This is a genomic window from Streptomyces sp. NPDC005302 (assembly GCF_040607345.1).
Taxonomy (GTDB): Bacteria; Actinomycetota; Actinomycetes; order Streptomycetales; family Streptomycetaceae; genus Streptomyces.
Genome location: NZ_JBEXGN010000017.1, coordinates 1 through 19873 on the forward strand (window position 1 = coordinate 1; position 19873 = coordinate 19873).

The following is a 19873-nucleotide window of genomic DNA, read 5'->3' on the forward strand; positions in this document are numbered from 1 at the left end:
GCAACCCGCTACGACAAGACCGCCGAGTCCTACCAGGCAGCCGTCACCCTCGCCTCGCTCCTGATGTGGGCGTGACATTTGAAGACAACTCCTAGCGCGCAGCGAGCCTGCGTACGTGATGGGCTTCGGCCGAAGACCGGCGATGGCCCGTCAGGCAAGCTACGGCGGCGTGGTTCTCAGTGGACTACGGACACGATGTGGCAGGTGGCTTCTGTCGGCCCACGGCGGCCCTCGATCCGGGCGCGTGAGAGGGCAGTCGTGGGCTCGATGCCGCGGGTGCACAAGCGCCAGGCGGTCTCCGTGTCCAGCGTCACCGACGCCGCGAGCCGCCCGGTGGGCGGCACCTCCGACGAGCATCGGTCCTCGATGGCCGTTACGGTCCAGGTGCCGCCGACCCGGTGACGGCCATCCGGACCTGCGTTCCGACGACCGCGGAAGCGTCGCGCCTCGTACGCGGCAGAGCCCGCATGAAGATGTTCAGTCGACGCAGAACTCGTTGCCCTCGACGTCCTGCATCACGATGCAGGAATCCGTGCCGTCATAGAGAAGTCGCTCGCGCACCGCACCCAGCGGAATCAGTCGCGCGCACTCGGCCTCGAGCACGGCCAGGCGTTCCTCGCCCACGAGACCGGTGCCGACCCGCACGTCGAGGTGCACCCGGTTCTTGACGACCTTGCCTTCAGGGACACGCTGGAAGAACAGTCGCGGGCCCACACCCGAGGGATCGATGCACGCACACCATGACCCCTGCTCCTCGGCAGGCCGGGAGCCGTCGTACTCCTCCCATGTGTCGAACCCCGCCGGTGGCGAGATGACGTATCCCAGCACCTCGCACCAGAAGCGAGCGACGCGCTCCGGCTCCGCACAGTCAAAGGTGACTTGGAACTGCTTGATCGATGACATCGGCGCACCATAACAGGGGACTCTCTCGCCCGATATCCGATTCCGAGTGCCCGCGTTCGGGCAACGGGCCAGGCGAGGCAGTACCTGACGGTCGCTCACTCAGCAGCCTCCCGACCGCTCCCCCGCCGCATCGCCCGCACGGCGTCCGACACGCTCACTCTGTTCGAATAGTGTTCGCGCGCCGTACGCTTTCCCCGTGTGTCATGGCGGACGGTCGTGAACGCGGCGGGTGCAATCTGATGTTCAGGTGCAATCCTGGGTGCTCACTTCCGTCTCACTCTGGGTTGCATGCCCGGCGGCCCGGACTGACAACGTTGTCTAAAGCGGGGCCAACGGTGCGTGCGTATAGCGACGCTGGAGAAGTCACGTGCCGATCAGATCCCATCCCCCCTTCCCCCGGGTGGTCCTTCCCAGAACCGTCCGGCGGCGTCGCCGACCGTTGCGCGCGACGGTCGCCCTGCTGCTCACGGGAGCCCTCGGCGTCGCCGCGCTGGCCGGTGGCGGTGCGGCCGCTGCAGTGCCCGCCGCGGCCCCGACCGCGGGGTCGAGCGGGACGGACTACACCAAGCTCGTCGACCCGTTCGTGTCGACCGCCGGCGACGACGGCAACGACCTGCCGGGAGCCCAGGCGCCGCACAGTCTGGCCAAGGTCAACCCCCTGACGACGCCGGACCGCAACCACACCGGGTACGACCACAACGAGGACCACATCGCCGGGTTCACCGCGACGAACCTCGACGGAGTCGGCGGCTCGGGAGGCGGAGGCGACCTGCTCGTCGTGCCGACCTCCGTCCAGTACGACAAGCGCCCCGCCCCGAGCACGTACGCCCACGCGTACAGCCACGACGACGAGAGTGCGACGCCCGGCTCCTACCAGGTGGGCCTCGGGGCCGTCTCCGGCACCAGCTCGTCGGTGCAGCAGGACTCCGGCACGATCAAGGCCGAGATGACCGCGACGACGCGAACGGCGCTCGAGCGGTACAGCTTTCCCGCCGGGGCGGACCCCGAGCTCGTCCTGGACCTGGCGAACAACTTCACCAGCCGCACCCGCTCGACGATGAAGGCGACGACGCTCCCGGACGGGACCACCTCGATCTCCGGACTCGTCGCCGGATCGTTCAACGGCGCCTCGTACCAGCTGTATTACAGCGCCACCACGAACGTCCCCGTGACCTCCCTGAAGAGCTGGGGCAGCGACGGCAAGCCGGGCGATGCGACCACTCAGGACGGGTCCGACACCGGCGCCGTCCTCGGGTTCGACAAGTCCTCCGGGAACGACGTCGAGTTGCGCATCACGCTGTCGCCGATCAGCGCCGAGCAGGCCGCGACCGACCAGCAGAACGAGGTGGGCCACCTCACCTTCGACCAGGCGCGCGCGCAGACGAAGGCGGACTGGAACAAGGCCCTCGGCGCCGTCGCCGTGCGCTCCTCGGCGAAGTCCGACCCCGGGTCGACGCTCACCAAGGAGTTCTACACGCACCTGTACCGCATGTACGCGTTGCCGGTGAACGCCACCAGCACCAGCGGGACGTACCGCGGCGCCGACGGGGCGGTGCACAAGGCGAACGGCTTCACGTATTACGACGGTTGGTCCACCTGGGACGACTTCCGCAAGTACTCCGTCGAGGCGTACATCGACCCGTCCACCTACCGGGACATGGTGCAGTCGCTCATCGAACTCTTCGCCGACGCGCGAGCGTCGGGCAAGAGCCTGGGCAGCCTCACCCACTCGGTTCCGACCGTGCGCTGGGAGCGCTCGGCCGTACTGGTCGCCGACGCGCTGTCGAAGGGCTACAAGAACTTCGACCGGCTCGACGAGGCGTACCCGGCGCTGCTGGCGTACTCCGGGTACTACACGGGGGCACAGCTGCGGCAGGGTTACGTCACCGGAGATCCCGGTACGACGGTCCAACGCGGCTACGACCAGTGGGCGTTGTCCGTCATCGCCGGCGCCCTCGGCAAGGAGGAGGACGCGAAGAAGCTGCGCACCCAGTCGACCATGGCGATCGACAACCTCGTGAAGGCGGGCGCCTGGACCGCGGCCGACGGAACGAAGGTGGGTCTGCTCACCCCGCGTGCCACCGGCGGTGAATGGCAGAGCGCCGACTACGAGAAGTTCGAGGCGGCAGGCCTCTATCAGGGCACGCTCTGGCAGTACCACTGGTACGACGCGTACGACATGGGCGGACTCATCAAGGCCATGGGCGGCGACAAGGCCGGCAAGGCCGCGGTCAAGCACATGTTCGGTGAGGACTCCAGTGCCGACGACGGCTCGACCATGCTGCACTCCAACGCGAACGAGATCGACCTGCAGGCCCCGTACCTGTTCAACTACGTCGGTGAGCCCAGCCTGACGCAGAAGTGGGTACGCGCCATCTACACCGGCACGACCTGGAACCGCTACATCGCGACGGGCTCCACGAACGAGGCGCCCAGTTCGGGCGGCCAGTTCACGCCACCGGTGAAGACCCAGGTCTACAAGCTGTCCCCGAACGGCTTCCTCCCGACGATGGACAACGACGCCGGCACCATGTCGACGATGTTCGTCGGCGCCGCCCTGGGCCTGTTCCCGGTCACCGCCGGTTCCAGCCAGTTCCAGATCGGCAGCCCGTTCTTCGACTCCACGACGATCACCTACGCCAACGGCAAGCGGTTCACGGTGAAGGCCGACGGGGTGTCGCCGAGCAACTACTACGTGCAGAACGCGACCCTCGACGGGAAGCGGTTCGACAACACGTGGCTCGACTACTCGCAGATCATCTCCGGCGGAACGCTGGACTTCACCATGGGCTCCAAGCCCTCCCAGTGGGGCGCTCGCACGGAGCCGGCGTACTCGCTGAACACCGACTCGGGCGACGCCGGTGACGGCGGCTCGGGAACCAGGGGCGACACCGTCGTCTCCGCCCGTCCGGGCATCGTCGACACCGCCGCGGACGGAGGCGTCGACGGGAGTGTGAAGCTCACCCTGTCCGGCCCCGCGTCGTTCGCCGCCCGCAAGGGAACCAGCCTCACCAGGACCGGGGCAGCGACCGTGACCGGTCTGCCGGGCGGTGTCACAGCGGACCTCCGCGTCACCGGCTCGCACACGGCGACGCTGTCGCTCACCGGCACCACGCAGGTCGACGCGCGCTTCGGCATCACGTTCCAGGACGCGGCCTTCGCGCACGGCGTGGCCGCCTCGACGGTGCGCGGCACCGGGATATCCCCGACCGACCCGCTCGTCGTCTCCGCGGCCGCGGTGCAGCGCGGGTCTCTCGCCGCACTCGTCGGCCAAGCGTCTCTGGTGCGCAGCGGCAACTACGCCGACGGCTCGTGGACCCTGTTCCGTGCGGCCCTCGAACGCGCGCGGACCGTTCTCGCGGACACCGCTTCGGCGACGGGCACCATCATGGCCGCGGACGACGCGCTGCGGTCCGCCATCGACGCACTCACCATCGACGAGGGCGGCTACGCCGTCCTGCAGGCCGAGTCACCCGACCAGAAGGAGGGACCCAGCCTCACCAGCGAGAAGAACAACTCGGACGGCAACCTCGGCGGCGTCACCGAGGGATCGTGGGAGCGGTTCACCAAGCTGGACTTCGGAGGCGTCTCACCCCGCAGCGTCTCGGTCCGCTACGCCAACTCGCAGGCGACGAACGCGAAGCCGAGCAGTGTCGACATCCACGCCGGTGCCGCGGACGGCCCCGTCGTCGCCACCGTCCAGTTGCCCGGAACCGGCGGCTGGCAGTACTACTCCACGGTGCAGGCTGCCGTCACCGACCCGGCCGCCCTGCTGGACACGTCGAGTGCGACGTTCGTGTTCCACGCCCCGTCCGGCCAGCAGTGGGTGTCGAACTTCGACTGGTGCCAGTTCTCGCCGTACGAGGTCTCCTCGTCCCCCTCGACGACGCTCGCGACGCTGTCCGCGGTGAACAGCACCACGACGGGCGGCGGTTCGAGCCCGCTCAACCTCTCGAACGGCATCTTCGAGAACGTGACGAACGGCGCGTGGGCCGAGTGGAAGGACACCGATCTCCGCGACGGCGCCGACACCGTCACCGTCCGCTATGACAAGCCCCAGTCGCGCTCCGCGTCGGACTCGCACATCGAGCTGCACCTCGGCTCGAAGGACGGTACGAAGAACGTCGACATCCCCCTCGACTACAGCGGCTCGGGCTGGGGAACCATCGCCACCACCAGCGTGCACCTCGACCCGGGTGTCTTCACCGGCGTCCAGGACGTGTACGCCGACTTCGTCTCCAGTACGCAGTCGGCGTCCCAGCCGTACGTGGGCAACATCTACTCCCTGAGCCTGACGCAGGACACCGACGCCCCCGTGGGCTTCGACGCGACCGCGTTCCACTCCAACAGTGGCGGCGGGCTGAAGAGCGAGCCGGTCGGCTGGACCGGCGCGGGTTCCACCACCGACCTCGGGGGCACCTACAACGGCGCCTGGCTCAGCTACGGGGACATCGACTTCGGCAGCTCCCCCAAGAGCACCGTCACCGTCACCTACGCCAACAACTCCGCCCGCTGCGGCACCGGTTCGGCCGTCCAGCTCTACCTGGACTCGTTCGACGCGGCGAACCCGGGAACGCCGGACGCAACCGTCCCGCTGCCGGCCACCGGGGCCGCCTGGTCGTCAGGAGGCACGACAAGTCTGACTCTGCCCAAGGCGATCACCGGCACGCACGCCGTCTCCCTGCGACTGACGACGAACCCGGACTCCTCGCACCCCTACGTCGCGAACCTGGGCCGGATCACCTTCAACCACGTCGACACGCCCGCCGTCACCGACAAGTCCGCTCTGCGCAAGGCGATCGGCCAGTACGCGGGGCTCACCGACGACGCGGCACGCTACGACACGATCGACTTCGGTGTGTACCGGCGCGAACTCGCCGCCGCCCGCGCCCTCGTCGACGCCGACGGCGCGTCCCAACTCGAAGTCGACACCCGGACCCGCAGCCTCACCCTCGCCGCCAGGCAGTTGGTCCCGGTCGCGAGGCTGCGCCTGGAGGACCTGGTCGCGACCGCCTCAGCCCTGAAGGACACGCGCTACACGGACACTTCGTGGAAGGCGTTCACCACGGCACTCGCCGAGGCGAGGACCGCGCTCGCGAGCGACACGGCCACGGACGAGACCCTCTCGGCGCGGTACAGCACCCTTCACCGCACCGTGTCCGCGCTCACCACGAAGCCCAGGACGGTGCCGGCCGCGCCCGACGCGGTGTCGGCGACGACGTCCGGGACGAGTGTGACGGTCGCCTGGGCCGAGCCCAAGGACACCGGGGGCGCGCCGATCACCGGCTACCGGGTCACTCTGAACGACGGACACCAGGTCGAGATCCACGATCCCGACAGCCGCGGCACGAGCTTCACTTGGCTGAGGCCGGGCACGTACACCGCGCGCGTCCGGGCGGTGAACGCCGTCGGCACCTCATCCTCCAGTACGCCCACGGCACCTGTGGTGGCGGACGGCGGCAAGCCACAGCGGCCGACCGTGACAACTGTGATCACCGACGGCAAGCAGGTCCGCGTGTCCTGGCAGCCGGCCGGCGACGGCGGGCTGCCGATCCTCGGCTACACCGTGGCTCTCGGCGACGGAACCACCGCACACGTCTCCGGCACGACCGACACGGCGCTGCTCACCACCACGGGCAAGGCGAGGGCGCACACGGCCACCGTCACCGCGGTCACCCTGGCCGGAACCTCCGACGACTCCCCCACAACCACATCGGCGAGCGCCCCGGCGGATGCCTCCGACCCGGCATACGTGCCGTCACCCTTCCCGGACGAGACACTCAACGCCGCGTACCCGTCGGACAGCTGGCCCGGTTCCGGGGACGGGAACGACTACTTCTCCAAGCTGCTCAACGGCATCGGGGACCTCGGCTCCGACATCCTCGGCGCCAACACCAAGGTGCCCCAGGGCTCCGCGCCGACCGCCGAGAACGACAAGATCGCCGTACGCATCAACAACGCCGCGACACAGAAGGAGGTGGACCGCGCCGAGGTCGACGCGACCAACAGCTCCACCGTCACGATGGCCGACGGCCTGGGCTCCCGGCTCGGCAAGATCTACAGTGACGCCCTGAACGGCGGCCAACTACCCAAGACCAGCGCGCTGTTCTCACGCGTCACCAAGGGCCTCGACAAGGTCGACGCGGCGAAGAACCAGTACGGCTACCAACGCCCTTACGTGCGGCTTGGGTTCGTCGGCGACGGCGGCCGTGTCTACGAGTCGCAGGACGGCTCGTACGGCAGTCTCACCACGAGCGGCTCGTACCCCAGCGGCCACACCTATGGCGGCTACGAGGCCGGAACCATTCTCGCCACGCTCCTGCCGGAGCTGGCACCGTCGATCCTGGCGCGCACCTCGGAATACGGGGACAACCGCATCGTCCTCGGCTTCCACTACCCGCTGGACGTCATGGGCGGCCGGATCTCCGGACAGGCCACCGTGGCTCACCGGTGGGCCGACCCCGACTTCGCGAAGCTGCTGACGCAGGCCCACACCGAGATGGAGAACGTACTGGTCGATCAGTGCGAGAAGGAGGGATACGGGGACACGCTCGCGGCCTGTCAGGGCGACGCGTACGCCGGGCTGAGCACGGCACAGGACGTCGACCTGTACACGCGGCGCCTGACGTACGGGTTCTCCCAGGTGGGCAAGGCGGGGCAGGCCGTCGAGACGCCCTCGGACGCGGCGGCACTGCTGATCACGGCGTTCCCGGATCTCACCACCGAGCAGCGCACTCAGATCCTGGAACAGACCGCGACGGACTCCGGGTACCCGCTCGACCTCACCGCTGACGGGCAGGCGAGCTGGCAGCGGATCAACCTGGCGGCGGCGATGGCGGCGCATGTCGTCGTGGGCGCCGACGGGTCGGTCACGGTGAAGAACTTCTCGGACGCCACCAAGGCCAGTGTCGCCGACGCGAAGGCGATCACCGTCGGAGGTGTCGCGATCGACGGGTTCGACGCGGACGTGTCCACGTACGTCGTCGACTGGCCGAAGAACGCGAGGATCCCGGCCGTCTCCGCCGCACCGGCCCAGTCCGGCGCGCGGGTGAAGGTCACCGACGGCAGTTCGGTCCTCTCCTCGACCGGGTCCCGGTTCACCACCCGCACCATCAAGGTGACCTCGGCCAACGGCTCGGTCACCCGGACCTACACGGTCGGGTTCCAGCCCACGGACCGGGACGACCGCCCCGTCGCGGCCGGCGGAGACAGCGGTGACCGCGCCGCCGGAGCAGCCACCCTGTGGGACCCGGCAGACAGTGGAGCCGGCTCCGCCGGGGGCGCCGGACTCTGGTCCCCCGCGGCGGAGTGGGCGCAGCCGGTGAGGACCTCCGGGCCGAGGGAGGACGGTGATCGGTGACGGCTGATACGTCGCTGCCGAGCCGGCGCGACAATCCTTTCCGCTGATCCTCACGAGGCGACACGGTCAGCGGTCGGCCCCTCCGGACGAACCACCACGGTTCGTTCGGAGGGGTCGTCGGCGTCACGGAACAGCTGTGCACGGCGGCCTCGCGGCGACCGTGTCTCCCTGGCTGGTGTGCTGGCGCTGGGCCGGACGGAGCCGGCCCGGCAGCAAAGTGTGGGCGACCCCGGACGAACGCCTCTACCCTGCGTCAGGTGATGACGGCTGACGACGTGGTGTTCGTCCTGGCCCTGCTGCGACAGGCGAAGGCGGACGTCTGGATCGGTGGCGGATGGGGGATCGACGCGCTGATCGGCGAACAGACCCGCGAACACCGGGACCTGGATCTGATGCACCGACAGGACCATGAAGTCGTGGTGTCGGCGGCGCTCCACGCGGCCGGATTCGTCGAGACACTGAACCGGCGACCGGTCCGTTTCGTCGTGACGGCTCCGGATGGACGGGAGATCGACCTTCACCCCCTGGTCTTCGCCGACGACGGCTCGGCACTGCAGGCGTCACCCGAGCCCGGGCGTCCGTTCACGTACCCTTCCTCGTGCTTCGAGACAGGCACCGTCCGGGGGATGCCAGTCCCGTGCCTGTCCGCCGAGCAGCAGGTCTCCTTCCATCAGGGCTACGAACCCTCGGACCGCGATCGGCAGGACATGGCACAACTCCGCCGCGCTTTCGGTATCGCGACACACTTCTGACCGGCGTCGTCGATCGCCCTGGCCACGAACGGAGTTGGACGGGTCAGCTCTTCCTCGACGCCCGGGATCCCGACGGACACGCGGCGCGCGCACCTTCGCGTGTCGCCTCGCCGAGCGAAACGTCCTCGTCCTTCAAGAACTTGAGGTGGAGTGTCTCGGTGCAGTCCAGAGTGCTGCCACCGAACGCACCGATGCCCACGGCATGCCCTCGGGACGTCGGGACGCCCCCGCGACAGGTTCGCCTGAAATCGGCTTCCACCAACTGCCCGAACTTCAGCTGCACATAGACTCCGGACTCGCGCACCTCGTACGACAAGGCAGAGCCGTCCGACCTCCCTGGCTCGATCTCGCCGGGCCCGTAGAGGAATCCCCAGTCGCTGTAGGCGTCGAGCGCCCCCACTACCTTCGCAGCGTCGACGTCCGGGCCTTCTTCCACCGTGACCTTCGAGTCCGGGTGCGGCACCGGCCGACTGGCGTCGTTGAAACGTCCGCCGCCCTTGCCGAGCACGTGCGGCTGGGAGACGCCCGCCAGGAAGACACGCCTCGTGGGCTTGGACCAGCTGTATTTGGCGGCCTCGCACCGCGGTGGCTTCGTCGCCCTGGTCGTCTCGCCCTCGGCCGCGTGCGGTCTCGCATCGTCCGGGCCGCACGCAATCGGCCCCCAGAGAAGTGCGCAGACGGCCAGCGCGAAAAGCGCCGGCTGCTTGCAGGTCATTTTCGGCCCCCCGGTCGAACCCCGGCTACAGCGGTCCCGCTCCCGGCGAGCGTCACTGATCGCCGACTCGACAGCACTCTGCTGCACACGGCTGGGACGCACAACGGACTTGAGCTACCTCTGATATTCATGACCGCTCACGCCGACGATCGCGTTGTGAGGTCGCCTGAGAGGCGGGCGGGTCGTGGTCAGCCGGAAGCAAGGCGGTTGATGTCGGGGTTGCGCAGCACCGTGGGACCGGTGCCGTGCTGCCGGGCTACGGCGAGCATGGCGCGTCCGACGGCGTCGGTGTTGGTGACGTACCGGGGGAAGGCGCGTCGCAGGACGGGGTACAGGGCGGCCGTGACGCGGTACATGACGCGGTAGAGCGGGGTGCGCGAGCTGGCTCCGTCGACGGGCTGGATGTAGCCGGGGCGGAACATGTACGCCGACATCGGCATGGCCAGCAGTTCGTTCTCGGTACGACCCTTGACCCGGGCCCACATCTGGCGGCTCTTGCCGGTGCTGTCCGTGCCCTCACCGGAGACGTAGACGAACGTCATGGAGGGGCTGGCGGCGTTGAGGGCGCGGGCGGCGGCGAGTGTGTAGTCGTGGGTGACACGGGCGTACTCCTTCTCGCTGCGTCCGACGGCGGAGACGCCGAGGCAGAAGAAGCAGGCGTCCAGGCCCTTCAACTGGTCCTGCACGGCCGCGTAGTCGGTGAAGTCGGCGTGGACGATCTGCCGCAGCTTGGCGTGGGTCAGCGGGAGCGGGCTGCGGACGACGGCGAGGACTTCGGTGACGGTGTCGTCGCGAAGGCAGGCATGCAGTGCCCCGTGTCCGACCATTCCGGACGCTCCGAAGATGATGACGCGCACAGTTCTCCAAGGGTGAGGTCGTGGGGGCCGGGCCGCCGGGGTCAGGACGAAGGGCGGGCGAGGGTGCCTGCGATGAGCGTGGCCAGGAACTCGCGAAGTGACGCGGCGAAGTCCAGCTTGAGCACGGCGAGGGTGGGATCGGCGTCGTACGCGGCGAGCATCGCCTGCGAGGGGCGTGCGTGGGTCCAGACCGCGCCGATCACCATGACCGCGGCAGCGGCCAGTTGGCCCGCTCGCTCGCCCAGCTCGGGCAGGTGGAGGCGTGCCAGTGCGGCGAGTTCGCCGACGTTGCCGATGGCGGCCCTCTTGTAGCGGGCGGCCACCTCCGGCGACACGTTGTGCTCCAGGACACCCGCCTGCGCGCTGAGCAGATCACACAGCACCTGACGTTCGGTCAGTGAGGCGGTGACCGTCGCGGCGAACTGCTCGCCCCGCACGTCCACCGTTTCCCCGGCGTTGATGCCGGAGGCCAGCCGGTCCGGCAGGTCGGCCGACCACTCCTTCCATGCCTGGTCGAGCAGCTCCAGGAGGACCGCCTCGCGAGAGTCGAAGTACCGCAGTACGTTCGACTTGGCGAGCCCGACGCGGCGGCTCAGCTCATTGAGGCTGACCGCGCTCACGGGCATTTCGTCGAGCATGGCGGCGGCGGTGTCGAGGATTGCCCGGCGTCGGGATTCCCGCTGCTCCTCGCTGCGAGCGCGCTGGAAGGTAGTCATGCCGCCATCGTACAGACTTGCGGTCTTTTGACATCAGACCGGTGGTGTTTTACGTTGGACACAAAATAACGGACTGCCGGTCTGAAATGGCGGGTCCGTATCGGAGCGGCTTGCGCGGGACTCGCGCCGGTGCGCCAACAGGAATCGAGCATCCTCTTGTCCAAGGTCTGGTTCGTCACCGGAAGCTCCCGCGGCCTCGGCCGCGCCATCGTCGAGAACGCCCTGGAAGCCGGTGACCGAGTGGTCGCCACCGCCCGTGACACAACGAAGCTCGACGACCTCTCCGCCCGCTACGGCGACAAGATCCTCACCCTCCCGCTCGACGTCACGGACGTCGACGCCGTGCGGAAGACGGTCCAGGAGGGTCTGAAGGCGTTCGGCCGCTACGACATCGTCGTCAACAACGCCGGATACGCCGATCTCGCCTCCGTCGAGGACATCTCCCTGGACGATTTCCGACGCCAGGTCGACACCCTCTTCTACGGCACCGTCCACGTCACCAAGGCCGTCCTGCCGTCGATGCGGGAGCAGGGCTCCGGGCACATCTTCCAGATCTCCTCCCTCGGCAGCCGCCTCGCCAGCCCCGGCCTGGTCGCCTACCAGGCGTCGAAGTGGGCGGTCAGCGCCTTCTCCGTCGGGCTCGCCCAGGAAGTCGCCCCGCTCGGCATCCAGGTCACCTCGGTCGAGCCGGGCGGCATGCGCACCGACTGGGCCGGATCCTCCATGGCCGTCCCGCCGATCAGTGAGCCGTACCAGCAGACCGTCGGGCAGTTCGGCGAGATGCTCCGCCAGGCATCCGGCCAGGAGCCCGCGATCCCGTCCAAGGTCGCCCAGGTCATCACCGACCTCGCCGGCCGCACGGACGCTCCCCGGCGCCTCCTGATCGGCAAGGACGCGGTCCAGTACGCCGCAGCGGAAGCCGCCGCCCTCGCCGAGTCCGACGCCGCGTGGCGCGAGGTCTCGGAATCCGTCACGGAGTAGCCGGAGACCGGCCGTAGCCCGTCGGCCATAGTCGCCGACCGCGACAGCTCCGCGAGCAAGACGCCGTCCAGCCGGTTGAGAACCCGGCCATCCGCCACCGGTCCAGGCCCGGGCCCGGGCACCAACAGACTCGCGTTACGAGCCCGGAGCGACCGTGAGCACGATCTTGCCCTGGATGTGTCCTTGGGCGGCGCGTTCGTGGGCCGCTCGGGCGTCCGCGAGGTCAAAGGTGCTGTCGATCGCGACGCGGACCGTGCCGGCGTCGAGGAGCCGTCCGAGTTCGGCGAGTTGTGTGCCGCTGGAGCGGACCTGGGCGCTCGAGACCGTGACTCCCAGCTTCGCGGTCTCCTCCTGGTCGAACTCCCCCGGCAGCACGGCGAACTGGGCGCCACCGCGCTTGAGCGTACGCAGGAAACGCCTGCTCTCGGGACCACCGACGGTGTCGAGCACCAGGTCGACGTCGCGCACGAGTTCCTCGGCGCGACTCCTGGTGTAGTCGATGAACCGGTCGGCGCCGAGCCGGCTCAGGAACGACTCGTGCGCGCCCGATGCCACCGCGACGACGCGGGCGCCCTTCCACTTCGCCAGTTGCAGCGCGAAGTGCCCCACACCGCCCGCGGCACCGTTGATGAGCACCGTCGTGTCCGCGTCGAGCGTGGTCGGGTGATGCCCCGCCTCCTGGAAGGGCGAGGGGTGATCGTGTCCGACCTCGATCAGGAACTGCCACGCCGTCAGCCCCGCCATGGGCGCCCCGGCGGCGTGCACGTGATCGATGCCGGCGGGCTTGTGGGCGAGGTCCGACGCCGGCGCGGCCACGTACTCGGCGTACGCCCTGCCGTCGAAGCTGGGGAACCGCAGAAGACCGAAGACTTCGTCACCGACCGAGAAACCCGCCACGTCCGCGGCGACGGCCTCGACGACACCCGAGACATCCGTCCCCGGAACACCGGCAGGCTCACCGTCGACTCCGTCTCCCCGGGCATCGTGGTCAGCCCGCCCCGCAGATACCAGTCCGGAGGATTGACACCGATCGCGCACACGCGAACGAGTACCTCACCCGGCCTGAGGTCGGGAACCGGCACCTGCTCGTACCGCAGAACCTCCGGACCACCGTGCTCATGGAGCCGAACCGCCCTCATCGTGCCTGTCGACATCTCTCTCTCCTGCCCGAGTCGCGGGATACACTCATCCGGATCGGCGATCCACATAAACGGACCACTGGTCCGAATATATGGACCACCGATCCGGATAGTCAAGGAGGACAGATGCGGGCCGACGCCAGGAAGAACCGCGATCACCTGCTCGCGGTAGCGGGCGCCGCCATCGCCGAGCAGGGCGTCGACGCGTCGATGCGCGACATCGCGCGCCGGGCCGATGTCGGGCTCGCGACACTGCTGCGGCACTACCCGACTCGCGAGGCCCTGCTCGAAGCCCTGCTCCGTGCGAGCTTCGACGAACTGACAGCGAAGGCGGGCGAACTCGAGACCTCGAGTTCGCCCGCCGACGCTCTCGTTTCGTGGCTGCGCGACTGCGTCACATGGACAACGGAGTACCGGGGCGTGACCGTGCTGATGGCGGCCGCCATCGAGGACACCGAGTCCGCGCTCCACACGTCATGCGTGACCCTGCGGGCGGCCGGGGCGCGGCTCCTCAGCCGCGCCCAGGAGGCGGGCGCGGCGCGGACCGACATGGACGGCACCGATCTGTTCGCGCTGGTGGCCGCGCTCGCGTGGCTCGGCGACCAGCCCTCACTCGCGCCGCGCGCCGATCACCTCTTCGGTTTCGTCGCGAGCGCCCTGCTGACGGATGCGGCGATCACCGGTTCCGGGGATACGCCTCGGCAGGGTTAGGAGACCGCCGTTCCGGGGCCGTTGTCGCCGCTCAGGTTCAGGCCGAACAACGCCCTCGATGCCGGCGCCCCGATGTCCGTCGGGTTCTCCGCGACCGACTTCGAGGCCGTCAGGCCGGAGGAGATGCCGCGCAGCAGCCATACGGCACCGCCGTTCACGACGGTGCCCAGGTCCTCGCCCGGCGCGCCGGCGACCAGGTCCGCCTTGCCGTCACCCGTCACGTCGAGCAGGCGGGTGGAACCGCCGAACAGGTCGCCTGCCTCGGCGACACCCGGAACGCCCGTCGTGTCCTGGTGGAAGGCCTGCGCTCCCGTGCCGGTGAGTCCGCTCCTGCCTCCCTTGAGCAGGACCACGGCGCCCGCCTTCTTCTTCGAGCCGATCGCCTCGCCGGGGACGCCGACGGCCAGGTCGGGGTATCCGTCGCCGTTCACGTCGCCCGCGCTCAGCCGCCCGCCGAACTGGTCGCTCTTCTCGCTCACCCCGGGAACGCCCGCCGTGTCCTGCGTGATCGTCTTCGTGCGGGTCTGGCTGGGGCCGGCGGGCGAACCGTAGTAGATCGTGAGGGTGCCGGGGTCCTCCACGTTCTCGGTGTCGCCGTTGAGGAAGATCCGGGTCGCGAGGTCGGCGTAGCCGTCCTGGTCGAAGTCGGCGACGGCGGCACTGGACGCGGAGGTCAGCCGTTGCGGGACGGTGGACAGGCCGTCCTCGGTGCCGAGCCAGAGCTTGCCGCCCTCGGCGTGGTTCTCGTAGACGTAGAAGGTCGCGAGGTCCTCGATGCCGTCTCCGTTGAAGTCGCCCGCGGCGGTGGAATTGATGGTGTTGTCCGTGCTGTACACCTGAAGGCGCTGCTCGCGGGCGGGAGCGCCGTCCCGGCCGAGGGGACCGTAGAGCACGTCGTGGAAGTCGTACGAGTCCTCGCTGTTGCCCATGAACAGGTCGACATGGCCGTCGCCGTCGAAGTCGCCCGCGGTGATGTCGTCGCCGACCTGCGCGTTCGCCGGGGCGCCGACGCGGACCGCGCCGTCGCCGGAGATGCCGCCCTTACGGCCCCACAGGACGATCACCGATCCGCTGACGTTGTCCTCCGGCCGGTAGTCGCGGGTGACGACGGCCAGGTCGGTCAGGCCGTCGCCGTCGAGGTCGCGCGAGACCATCGCGTAGCCGAAGACCTCGTTGTCGCCGGAGTCACCGGGCACGCCGGGTGTGTCCTGGTTGATGACCGTGGTGCGCGCGGGGTCGAGGCCCTTCGCCGAGCCGTAGCTGATCGTGATGTAGCCGGCCCACGTATGGCCGCCGACCTTCGCGCCGGGAGCGGCGACGGCGACGTCCTGATAGCCGTCGCCGTCGAAGTCCTCGCGCACGGTGGTGGCGCGGTCCTTCGCGGATGCGGTGGCCGCGACGATCGGCACGCTGAACGATCCGATCAGGGCGGCGACTACGGCGGTCGATATGGCGGGTCGGCGGATGCCCACGGTTCCTCCTAGAGGCGCGAGCGACGTCGAGACGCGTGCGCGCGGTGGTGATTCACCACTGAGACACACGGAAACGGCCGATGGTTGTGCGCTGAACGACACTTGAACGAACGGAACGCGGGGCCTGGATCCGACGGGACGGCGCGTTGTTCCCACGCGGTCCGACGCGAGGGCGCGCTCTTCGCACGCGGTCCGAATCGACGCGCCGCGGGCTCACGTCGCTCGCGGCGCCGTTGGCTGGAGCGGCGGCACGAGGACGACCTTGCCGAGGTTGCGGCGCTGTTCGATGAGGGCGTGGGCCCGGGAGGCTTCGGCAAGGGGGATCTCCTCGTGCACGGCGACGCGCAGGGTGCCCTCTTCGTACAGTTGCCACAGTTCACGCAGCCAGCGGTCGTACAGGTCGGGCTTGCCTACGGCGACGGCACGCATGTGGAAGCCGATCAACGAAGCACCGCGGACAAGGAGTTCGTACGCCTCCACCGTGCCCCCGCCGGAACTGAAGGCCACCAGCCGCCCGCCGATGGCCAGGGCCCGCACGGCCGGGCCGAGGAGGTCGCCGCCGACTCCGTCGAGGATCGCGTCGTACGGGGCGCCCCAGTCGGCGTCCTCGTAGAGAACGACCTCGTCGGCTCCCAAGTCCCTGAGGAAATCGGCCTTGCCGGCGCTGCTGACAGCGGCCACGACCCGTCCGGCCGCACCGGCCCTGGCGTACTGGAGGGCAAGCGTGCCGACCGCGCTCGCGGCCGCCGTCACGAGGACGGACTCGCCGGGCCGCACGTGTGCGGCCTCGTAGGCACCGCGCGCCACCATCCCGCTGCGGACGAGCGCCACCGCCTCCACGTCGCCGGCGCGGTCCGGGATCCGGGTGGTCATCGCGGTGTTCAGGACCGCGAACTCCGCGTAGGCGTCGGCGAAGCACAGGCCGGTGACGCGGTCTCCGATGCCGAAGGACGTGACCCCGTCGCCGAGGGCGGCGACCTCTCCGGCGACTTCGCCGCCGAGCGTGACCGGTTTTCCGGTGTCCCGGAGCCTGCGCACGGTGGGCAGGGTCACGCCGATCGCCCGGGTCCGGATCAGTAATTCCCCGGCTCCCGGTACGGGACGATCGGTCTCCTCGGCGACCAACGCGGTGGCCCGTCCGTCGACCTCGTGGCGGATCCGCAGCACAAGGACCTCCCTGTCCAATTTCATTGGGGAGCCCAACGGTATCGGAAATTCGTAGGGAGTACCCATGGTTTTCGGGATAGGTTGGGAGCATGACCGCAGCCCTTCAGCGCATCCAGTCCCTGCCGAGCTGGCTCGTCGGCCGTGTCGCGGCGCGCGCCCGCGGTCTGGTCGCCGAGGCGCTCACGGCGGAAGGGCTGAAGCTCATGCATCACGCGGTGTTGGCCGCGAGTTCCGAGTACGGGCCGGTCGCCCAGGCCGAGTTGGGCCGCCGGGTCGCCGTCGACCCCAAGGACATGGTCGGCATCCTCAACGAGCTCCAACAGGCGGGACTCGTGCTGCGCGCCCCGGACCCGGCCGACCGCCGTAAGAACGCCATCACGGTCACCCCGGAGGGCACAGCCGTCCTCACCCGCTGCGCCGCGCTGGCCGAAGCAGCCAACGCCGAGCTGCTGGCACCGCTCACCGCGGACGAGCAGAGCCAGCTCATGGTTCTCCTGAAGAGGGTCCACGAGGCCCCCTAGCCACGGCCCGTCGGGATCACGCGGCCCGGCCCACGCCGCCCCCGCACCCTTCCCCGACGACAGCGTCGGCCTGGCCATGCACCATGCGCCGTGGCCGGCACTGCCGCCGGCCACGGCGCCCGGATCCGAGTCGGGGTCCGGTCGGTCACCCATCGAGGCGGCGATCGACCGCCGGTCCTCCCCGTCCGTCCGGCGACGGGTGTCAGCCGCGTGCCACGGCGATCGAACCCTGGAGCCTTTCACCTGCCTCGTAGATCATGTAGGGCACGCCGTGGTCGGTCCCGAACGTCGGTGACGCGCTGCGTCCGTTGTCCGGGGCGGTGTCGGCCGAGTCGTGGAAGAGGCCGAGGTGGTTGCGGCGGGTGAAGTCGTTGCCGACCTCGGTGATCAGGAGATTGCCGCCGTTCTCCTTGCTGGTGTTGTAGACGACGTAGGTGCTGTTGTCGCGGGTCAGCAGGTGCGGGCCACCGATGTTGTTCGCGCCGACGTCGGAGTGCCGGACGAGGGGTTGCTGGTCGAACGTCCAGGTGCGGCCGTCGGCCGACCAACCCCAGGCGATGTCACGGTGGTTGGACTGGTTGTTGAGCATGAACAGCATGACGTAGCGGGCGCCGCGCGACGGCAGGTCGTGCCGGAAGACGCGGGCGTAGGAGGTCTCGGTGCTGCCCGCGGGCATCATGGCGGTGGTGAGCACCACCTTGTCGTAGGTGAAGGTGATGCCGTCCTTGGACCGGGCGAGGCGGGTCGTGCCGTTCTCACCGTGGAAGTAGAGCCACAGTTCCTTGACGTCCTCGTTCCACAGGACGTGTGGTGAGGCGACGTGGCTGACGCTGTAGTGCGGCTGCCAGTTGTTGGAGACGATCGGGTTGGCGGTGTACTCGGTGAAGGGTCCCTCCAGCGAGTCGCCGTAGGCGAGGCAGATGCCGCCGGGTGCGTCGTGCGGCCCGTAGTAGAGGTAGTAGCGGCCCAGCGGGTTCGCCAGCTTGTCGTAGACCCCGCGGATGCACGGGAAGATGATCTCGCCGGTGGGGTTGTACTTGAGCTGAGAAGGCGTCAGGAGGGTCTTGAGGTAGCGGTAGTCGGGGAAACCGCCGGGTATCGCGGCGGCGGCCGGCGCCGCTTGCCCGGCAGCACCGGCTGCCGCCCCGGTGGCGATGACGCCCGTTGCCGCCGCGGCGGTCGCGGCCGCGGCGCGCAGGAACATGCGACGTCCGGGGTGGCGCGGGTCATCGGCGGAAGGCCGGTGGGTGCTGCTGTCGTGCTGTGTCATGTCGTACTCCGTCCCGGGAGTTGAGAGATCACAGGTAGGTGGCGGCGGTGACGCAGAATCCGCCCAGGGCCACGGCCCAGACGTAGGGCAGGGTGCGCAGCATCACCTGTTGCGGTGCGACCCCGGCGTACTGCGCGCTCCACACCGTCTGGGTGCTGGTCGGGTCCGCCACACCGAAGACCTGGTTGTACGAGGTGGCGATCCCCAGCACGGCGACGGCGGGGTAGATGCCCGCGGCGATGAGGACACCGGCGATGCCGGCGCCGAGGCCGAAGACGTTCAGCGGTCCCCGGTAGAGGCACAGCGGTACGAGGACGGTGAAGACGACCACGAACAGCACCGGGTTGTGCGGGCTGACGGCCTTGACCAGCGGTTCGAGGGCGTCCACCGCGCCGGGCAGTTTCACCGCGGCGAGGAGGATGCCGATGGCGATGAACAGCACGATCGGTGCCGCCGCGACCTCGAAGCCGGCGTAGAGGGTGCGCAGGAGCCGTTTGTTCATCTCGCCGGGCCGGGTGGTGGTGACGAGCGCGTACAGGACACCGGCGAGCATCGACGGCAGGATCGCGATGTCGAACCCGAGGGCCAGGACCAGCGGCACGATCGGGGTGAGGAGGGCGTACCAGGGGGCGTCGCCCAGTTGCTTACGGCGTGAATCGAGCTTCGTGGCCGTGGACTTGAGAGACCATGCGTGTTCGACGCCGCGTCGCCGCGTCTCGATGACGACGAAGAGGACGGCGGCGGCGAGCGCGAGCGGGAACAGCTTCAACATGAAGCCGCGCACGGTGTCGACCGGCAGTTCCAGCGCGGTGGAGAAGAACTGCCAGATGGGCAGTTCGAAGGGCATCCCGGCGGCGATGCCCATCAAGATGGTTCCGGCCGCGGTGACCTTGGGGATCCCGACCGCGATCATGGCGGGGATTCCGATGATGCCGGCGAGCATCGCGGCGGGGGCGGAGCCGGTGACCGTCCCGACGAGGGTGGAGACGAGCAGGACGCCGAGGGCGACGACGACGGGGCGGTCGCCTCCGAACTCGACGATCTTGCGTACGAGGGTTCCGGCTATGCCGGTCTCGTCGAGGAGTTTGCCGAGCCAGGAGCCCAACAGGATCGCGATCATCGTGGAGGCGAGGGCGGGTGCGCCCATCTGGATGACCGTGTCCAGGACGCTGTTCTCGCCGGTCAGCGGGGCGCCGGCGAGCAGGGCGATGACGACGCCCAGGATGACGAGCGCGAAGGCGGTGGGAAGTCTGCGGGTGAGCATCGCGGCGACACCTGCCGCCATGACAAGAAGGATGACGACGCCCAT

General features: G+C 69.3%; 14 protein-coding genes and 1 pseudogene. 6 read left to right on the forward strand and 9 right to left on the reverse strand.

The annotated features are described in order from the left end of the window. The first annotated feature begins 258 nt into the window (after window positions 1-258). Window positions 259-402 (forward strand): hypothetical protein, encoded by a 144-nt coding sequence (locus ABZT74_RS23710; RefSeq protein WP_356437866.1) that lies wholly within the window; start codon window positions 259-261, stop codon window positions 400-402. A 75-nt stretch (window positions 403-477) separates the two neighbouring features. Here ABZT74_RS23710 and ABZT74_RS23715 read toward each other — a convergent pair whose 3' ends face one another. Beyond that, entirely contained in the window at window positions 478-903 is a 426-nt protein-coding gene (locus ABZT74_RS23715) for a VOC family protein (protein ID WP_356172701.1), read from the reverse strand. Window positions 904-1342: 439 nt separating this feature from the next. Here ABZT74_RS23715 and ABZT74_RS23720 point away from each other — a divergent pair, with 439 nt between their 5' ends. Next, window positions 1343-8263 (forward strand): glycoside hydrolase domain-containing protein, encoded by a 6921-nt coding sequence (locus tag ABZT74_RS23720; protein WP_356437869.1) that lies wholly within the window; start codon window positions 1343-1345, stop codon window positions 8261-8263. 260 nt (window positions 8264-8523) lie between these two features. Then, window positions 8524-9015, forward strand: coding sequence for an amino acid transporter (locus ABZT74_RS23725; protein WP_356438074.1), 492 nt, complete (start codon window positions 8524-8526; stop codon window positions 9013-9015). A gap of 43 nt (window positions 9016-9058) precedes the next feature. On the opposite strand, the gene ABZT74_RS23730 is transcribed toward ABZT74_RS23725, so the two are convergent. From ABZT74_RS23730 to ABZT74_RS23740, 3 genes are all read right to left on the reverse strand, one after another. After that, complete coding sequence (locus ABZT74_RS23730; protein ID WP_356437871.1) at window positions 9059-9730, reverse strand: hypothetical protein; 672 nt, start codon at window positions 9728-9730, stop codon at window positions 9059-9061. A gap of 188 nt (window positions 9731-9918) precedes the next feature. Beyond that, window positions 9919-10587, reverse strand: a complete 669-nt coding sequence (locus ABZT74_RS23735; protein WP_356437875.1) for an NAD(P)H-binding protein — start codon at window positions 10585-10587, stop codon at window positions 9919-9921. Window positions 10588-10628: 41 nt separating this feature from the next. Further along, window positions 10629-11303, reverse strand: a complete 675-nt coding sequence (locus tag ABZT74_RS23740) for a TetR family transcriptional regulator (RefSeq protein WP_356437878.1) — start codon at window positions 11301-11303, stop codon at window positions 10629-10631. A gap of 156 nt (window positions 11304-11459) precedes the next feature. Between ABZT74_RS23740 and ABZT74_RS23745 the strand changes: the two genes are divergently transcribed. Beyond that, window positions 11460-12284: an SDR family NAD(P)-dependent oxidoreductase gene (locus tag ABZT74_RS23745; RefSeq protein WP_356437882.1), complete on the forward strand. Its 825-nt coding sequence runs from the start codon at window positions 11460-11462 to the stop codon at window positions 12282-12284. A gap of 135 nt (window positions 12285-12419) precedes the next feature. Here ABZT74_RS23745 and ABZT74_RS23750 read toward each other — a convergent pair. Continuing rightward, window positions 12420-13438: pseudogene (locus ABZT74_RS23750) on the reverse strand (NADP-dependent oxidoreductase). Between the two features lie 111 nt (window positions 13439-13549). On the opposite strand from ABZT74_RS23750, the gene ABZT74_RS23755 reads away from it, so the two are divergent. Next, a complete protein-coding gene (locus tag ABZT74_RS23755; protein WP_356437885.1) occupies window positions 13550-14134 on the forward strand; it encodes a TetR/AcrR family transcriptional regulator in 585 nt (194 codons plus the stop codon). Here the strand turns inward: ABZT74_RS23755 and ABZT74_RS23760 are convergent. After that, window positions 14131-15606, reverse strand: a complete 1476-nt coding sequence (locus ABZT74_RS23760) for an FG-GAP-like repeat-containing protein (RefSeq protein WP_356437887.1) — start codon at window positions 15604-15606, stop codon at window positions 14131-14133. The genes ABZT74_RS23755 and ABZT74_RS23760 overlap by 4 nt on opposite strands. A 213-nt stretch (window positions 15607-15819) precedes the next feature. Further along, complete coding sequence (locus tag ABZT74_RS23765) at window positions 15820-16764, reverse strand: zinc-binding dehydrogenase (protein ID WP_356438077.1); 945 nt, start codon at window positions 16762-16764, stop codon at window positions 15820-15822. A gap of 98 nt (window positions 16765-16862) precedes the next feature. On the opposite strand from ABZT74_RS23765, the gene ABZT74_RS23770 reads away from it, so the two are divergent. Beyond that, on the forward strand, window positions 16863-17294 hold the full coding sequence (locus ABZT74_RS23770; protein ID WP_356172722.1) for a MarR family transcriptional regulator: 432 nt from the start codon (window positions 16863-16865) through the stop codon (window positions 17292-17294). A gap of 202 nt (window positions 17295-17496) precedes the next feature. On the opposite strand, the gene ABZT74_RS23775 is transcribed toward ABZT74_RS23770, so the two are convergent. Both ABZT74_RS23775 and ABZT74_RS23780 read right to left on the reverse strand, forming a co-directional pair. Beyond that, complete coding sequence (locus ABZT74_RS23775) at window positions 17497-18564, reverse strand: hypothetical protein (RefSeq protein ID WP_356437889.1); 1068 nt, start codon at window positions 18562-18564, stop codon at window positions 17497-17499. A 28-nt stretch (window positions 18565-18592) separates the two neighbouring features. Beyond that, window positions 18593-19873 (reverse strand): transporter, encoded by a 1281-nt coding sequence (locus ABZT74_RS23780; RefSeq protein ID WP_356437891.1) that lies wholly within the window; start codon window positions 19871-19873, stop codon window positions 18593-18595.

Excerpts from the sequence above, each read along its gene's own strand:
- ABZT74_RS23715 (WP_356172701.1), bottom strand. The coding sequence starts at position 903 with ATGTCATCGATCAAGCAGTTCCAAGTCACCTTTGACTGTGCGGAGCCG.
- ABZT74_RS23725 (WP_356438074.1), top strand. The coding sequence starts at position 8,524 with ATGACGGCTGACGACGTGGTGTTCGTCCTGGCCCTGCTGCGACAGGCG.
- ABZT74_RS23730 (WP_356437871.1), bottom strand. The coding sequence starts at position 9,730 with ATGACCTGCAAGCAGCCGGCGCTTTTCGCGCTGGCCGTCTGCGCACTT.
- ABZT74_RS23740 (WP_356437878.1), bottom strand. The coding sequence starts at position 11,303 with ATGACTACCTTCCAGCGCGCTCGCAGCGAGGAGCAGCGGGAATCCCGA.
- ABZT74_RS23755 (WP_356437885.1), top strand. The coding sequence starts at position 13,550 with ATGCGGGCCGACGCCAGGAAGAACCGCGATCACCTGCTCGCGGTAGCG.
- ABZT74_RS23770 (WP_356172722.1), top strand. The coding sequence starts at position 16,863 with ATGACCGCAGCCCTTCAGCGCATCCAGTCCCTGCCGAGCTGGCTCGTC.
- ABZT74_RS23775 (WP_356437889.1), bottom strand. The coding sequence starts at position 18,564 with ATGACACAGCACGACAGCAGCACCCACCGGCCTTCCGCCGATGACCCG.
- ABZT74_RS23780 (WP_356437891.1), bottom strand. The coding sequence starts at position 19,873 with ATGGGCGTCGTCATCCTTCTTGTCATGGCGGCAGGTGTCGCCGCGATG.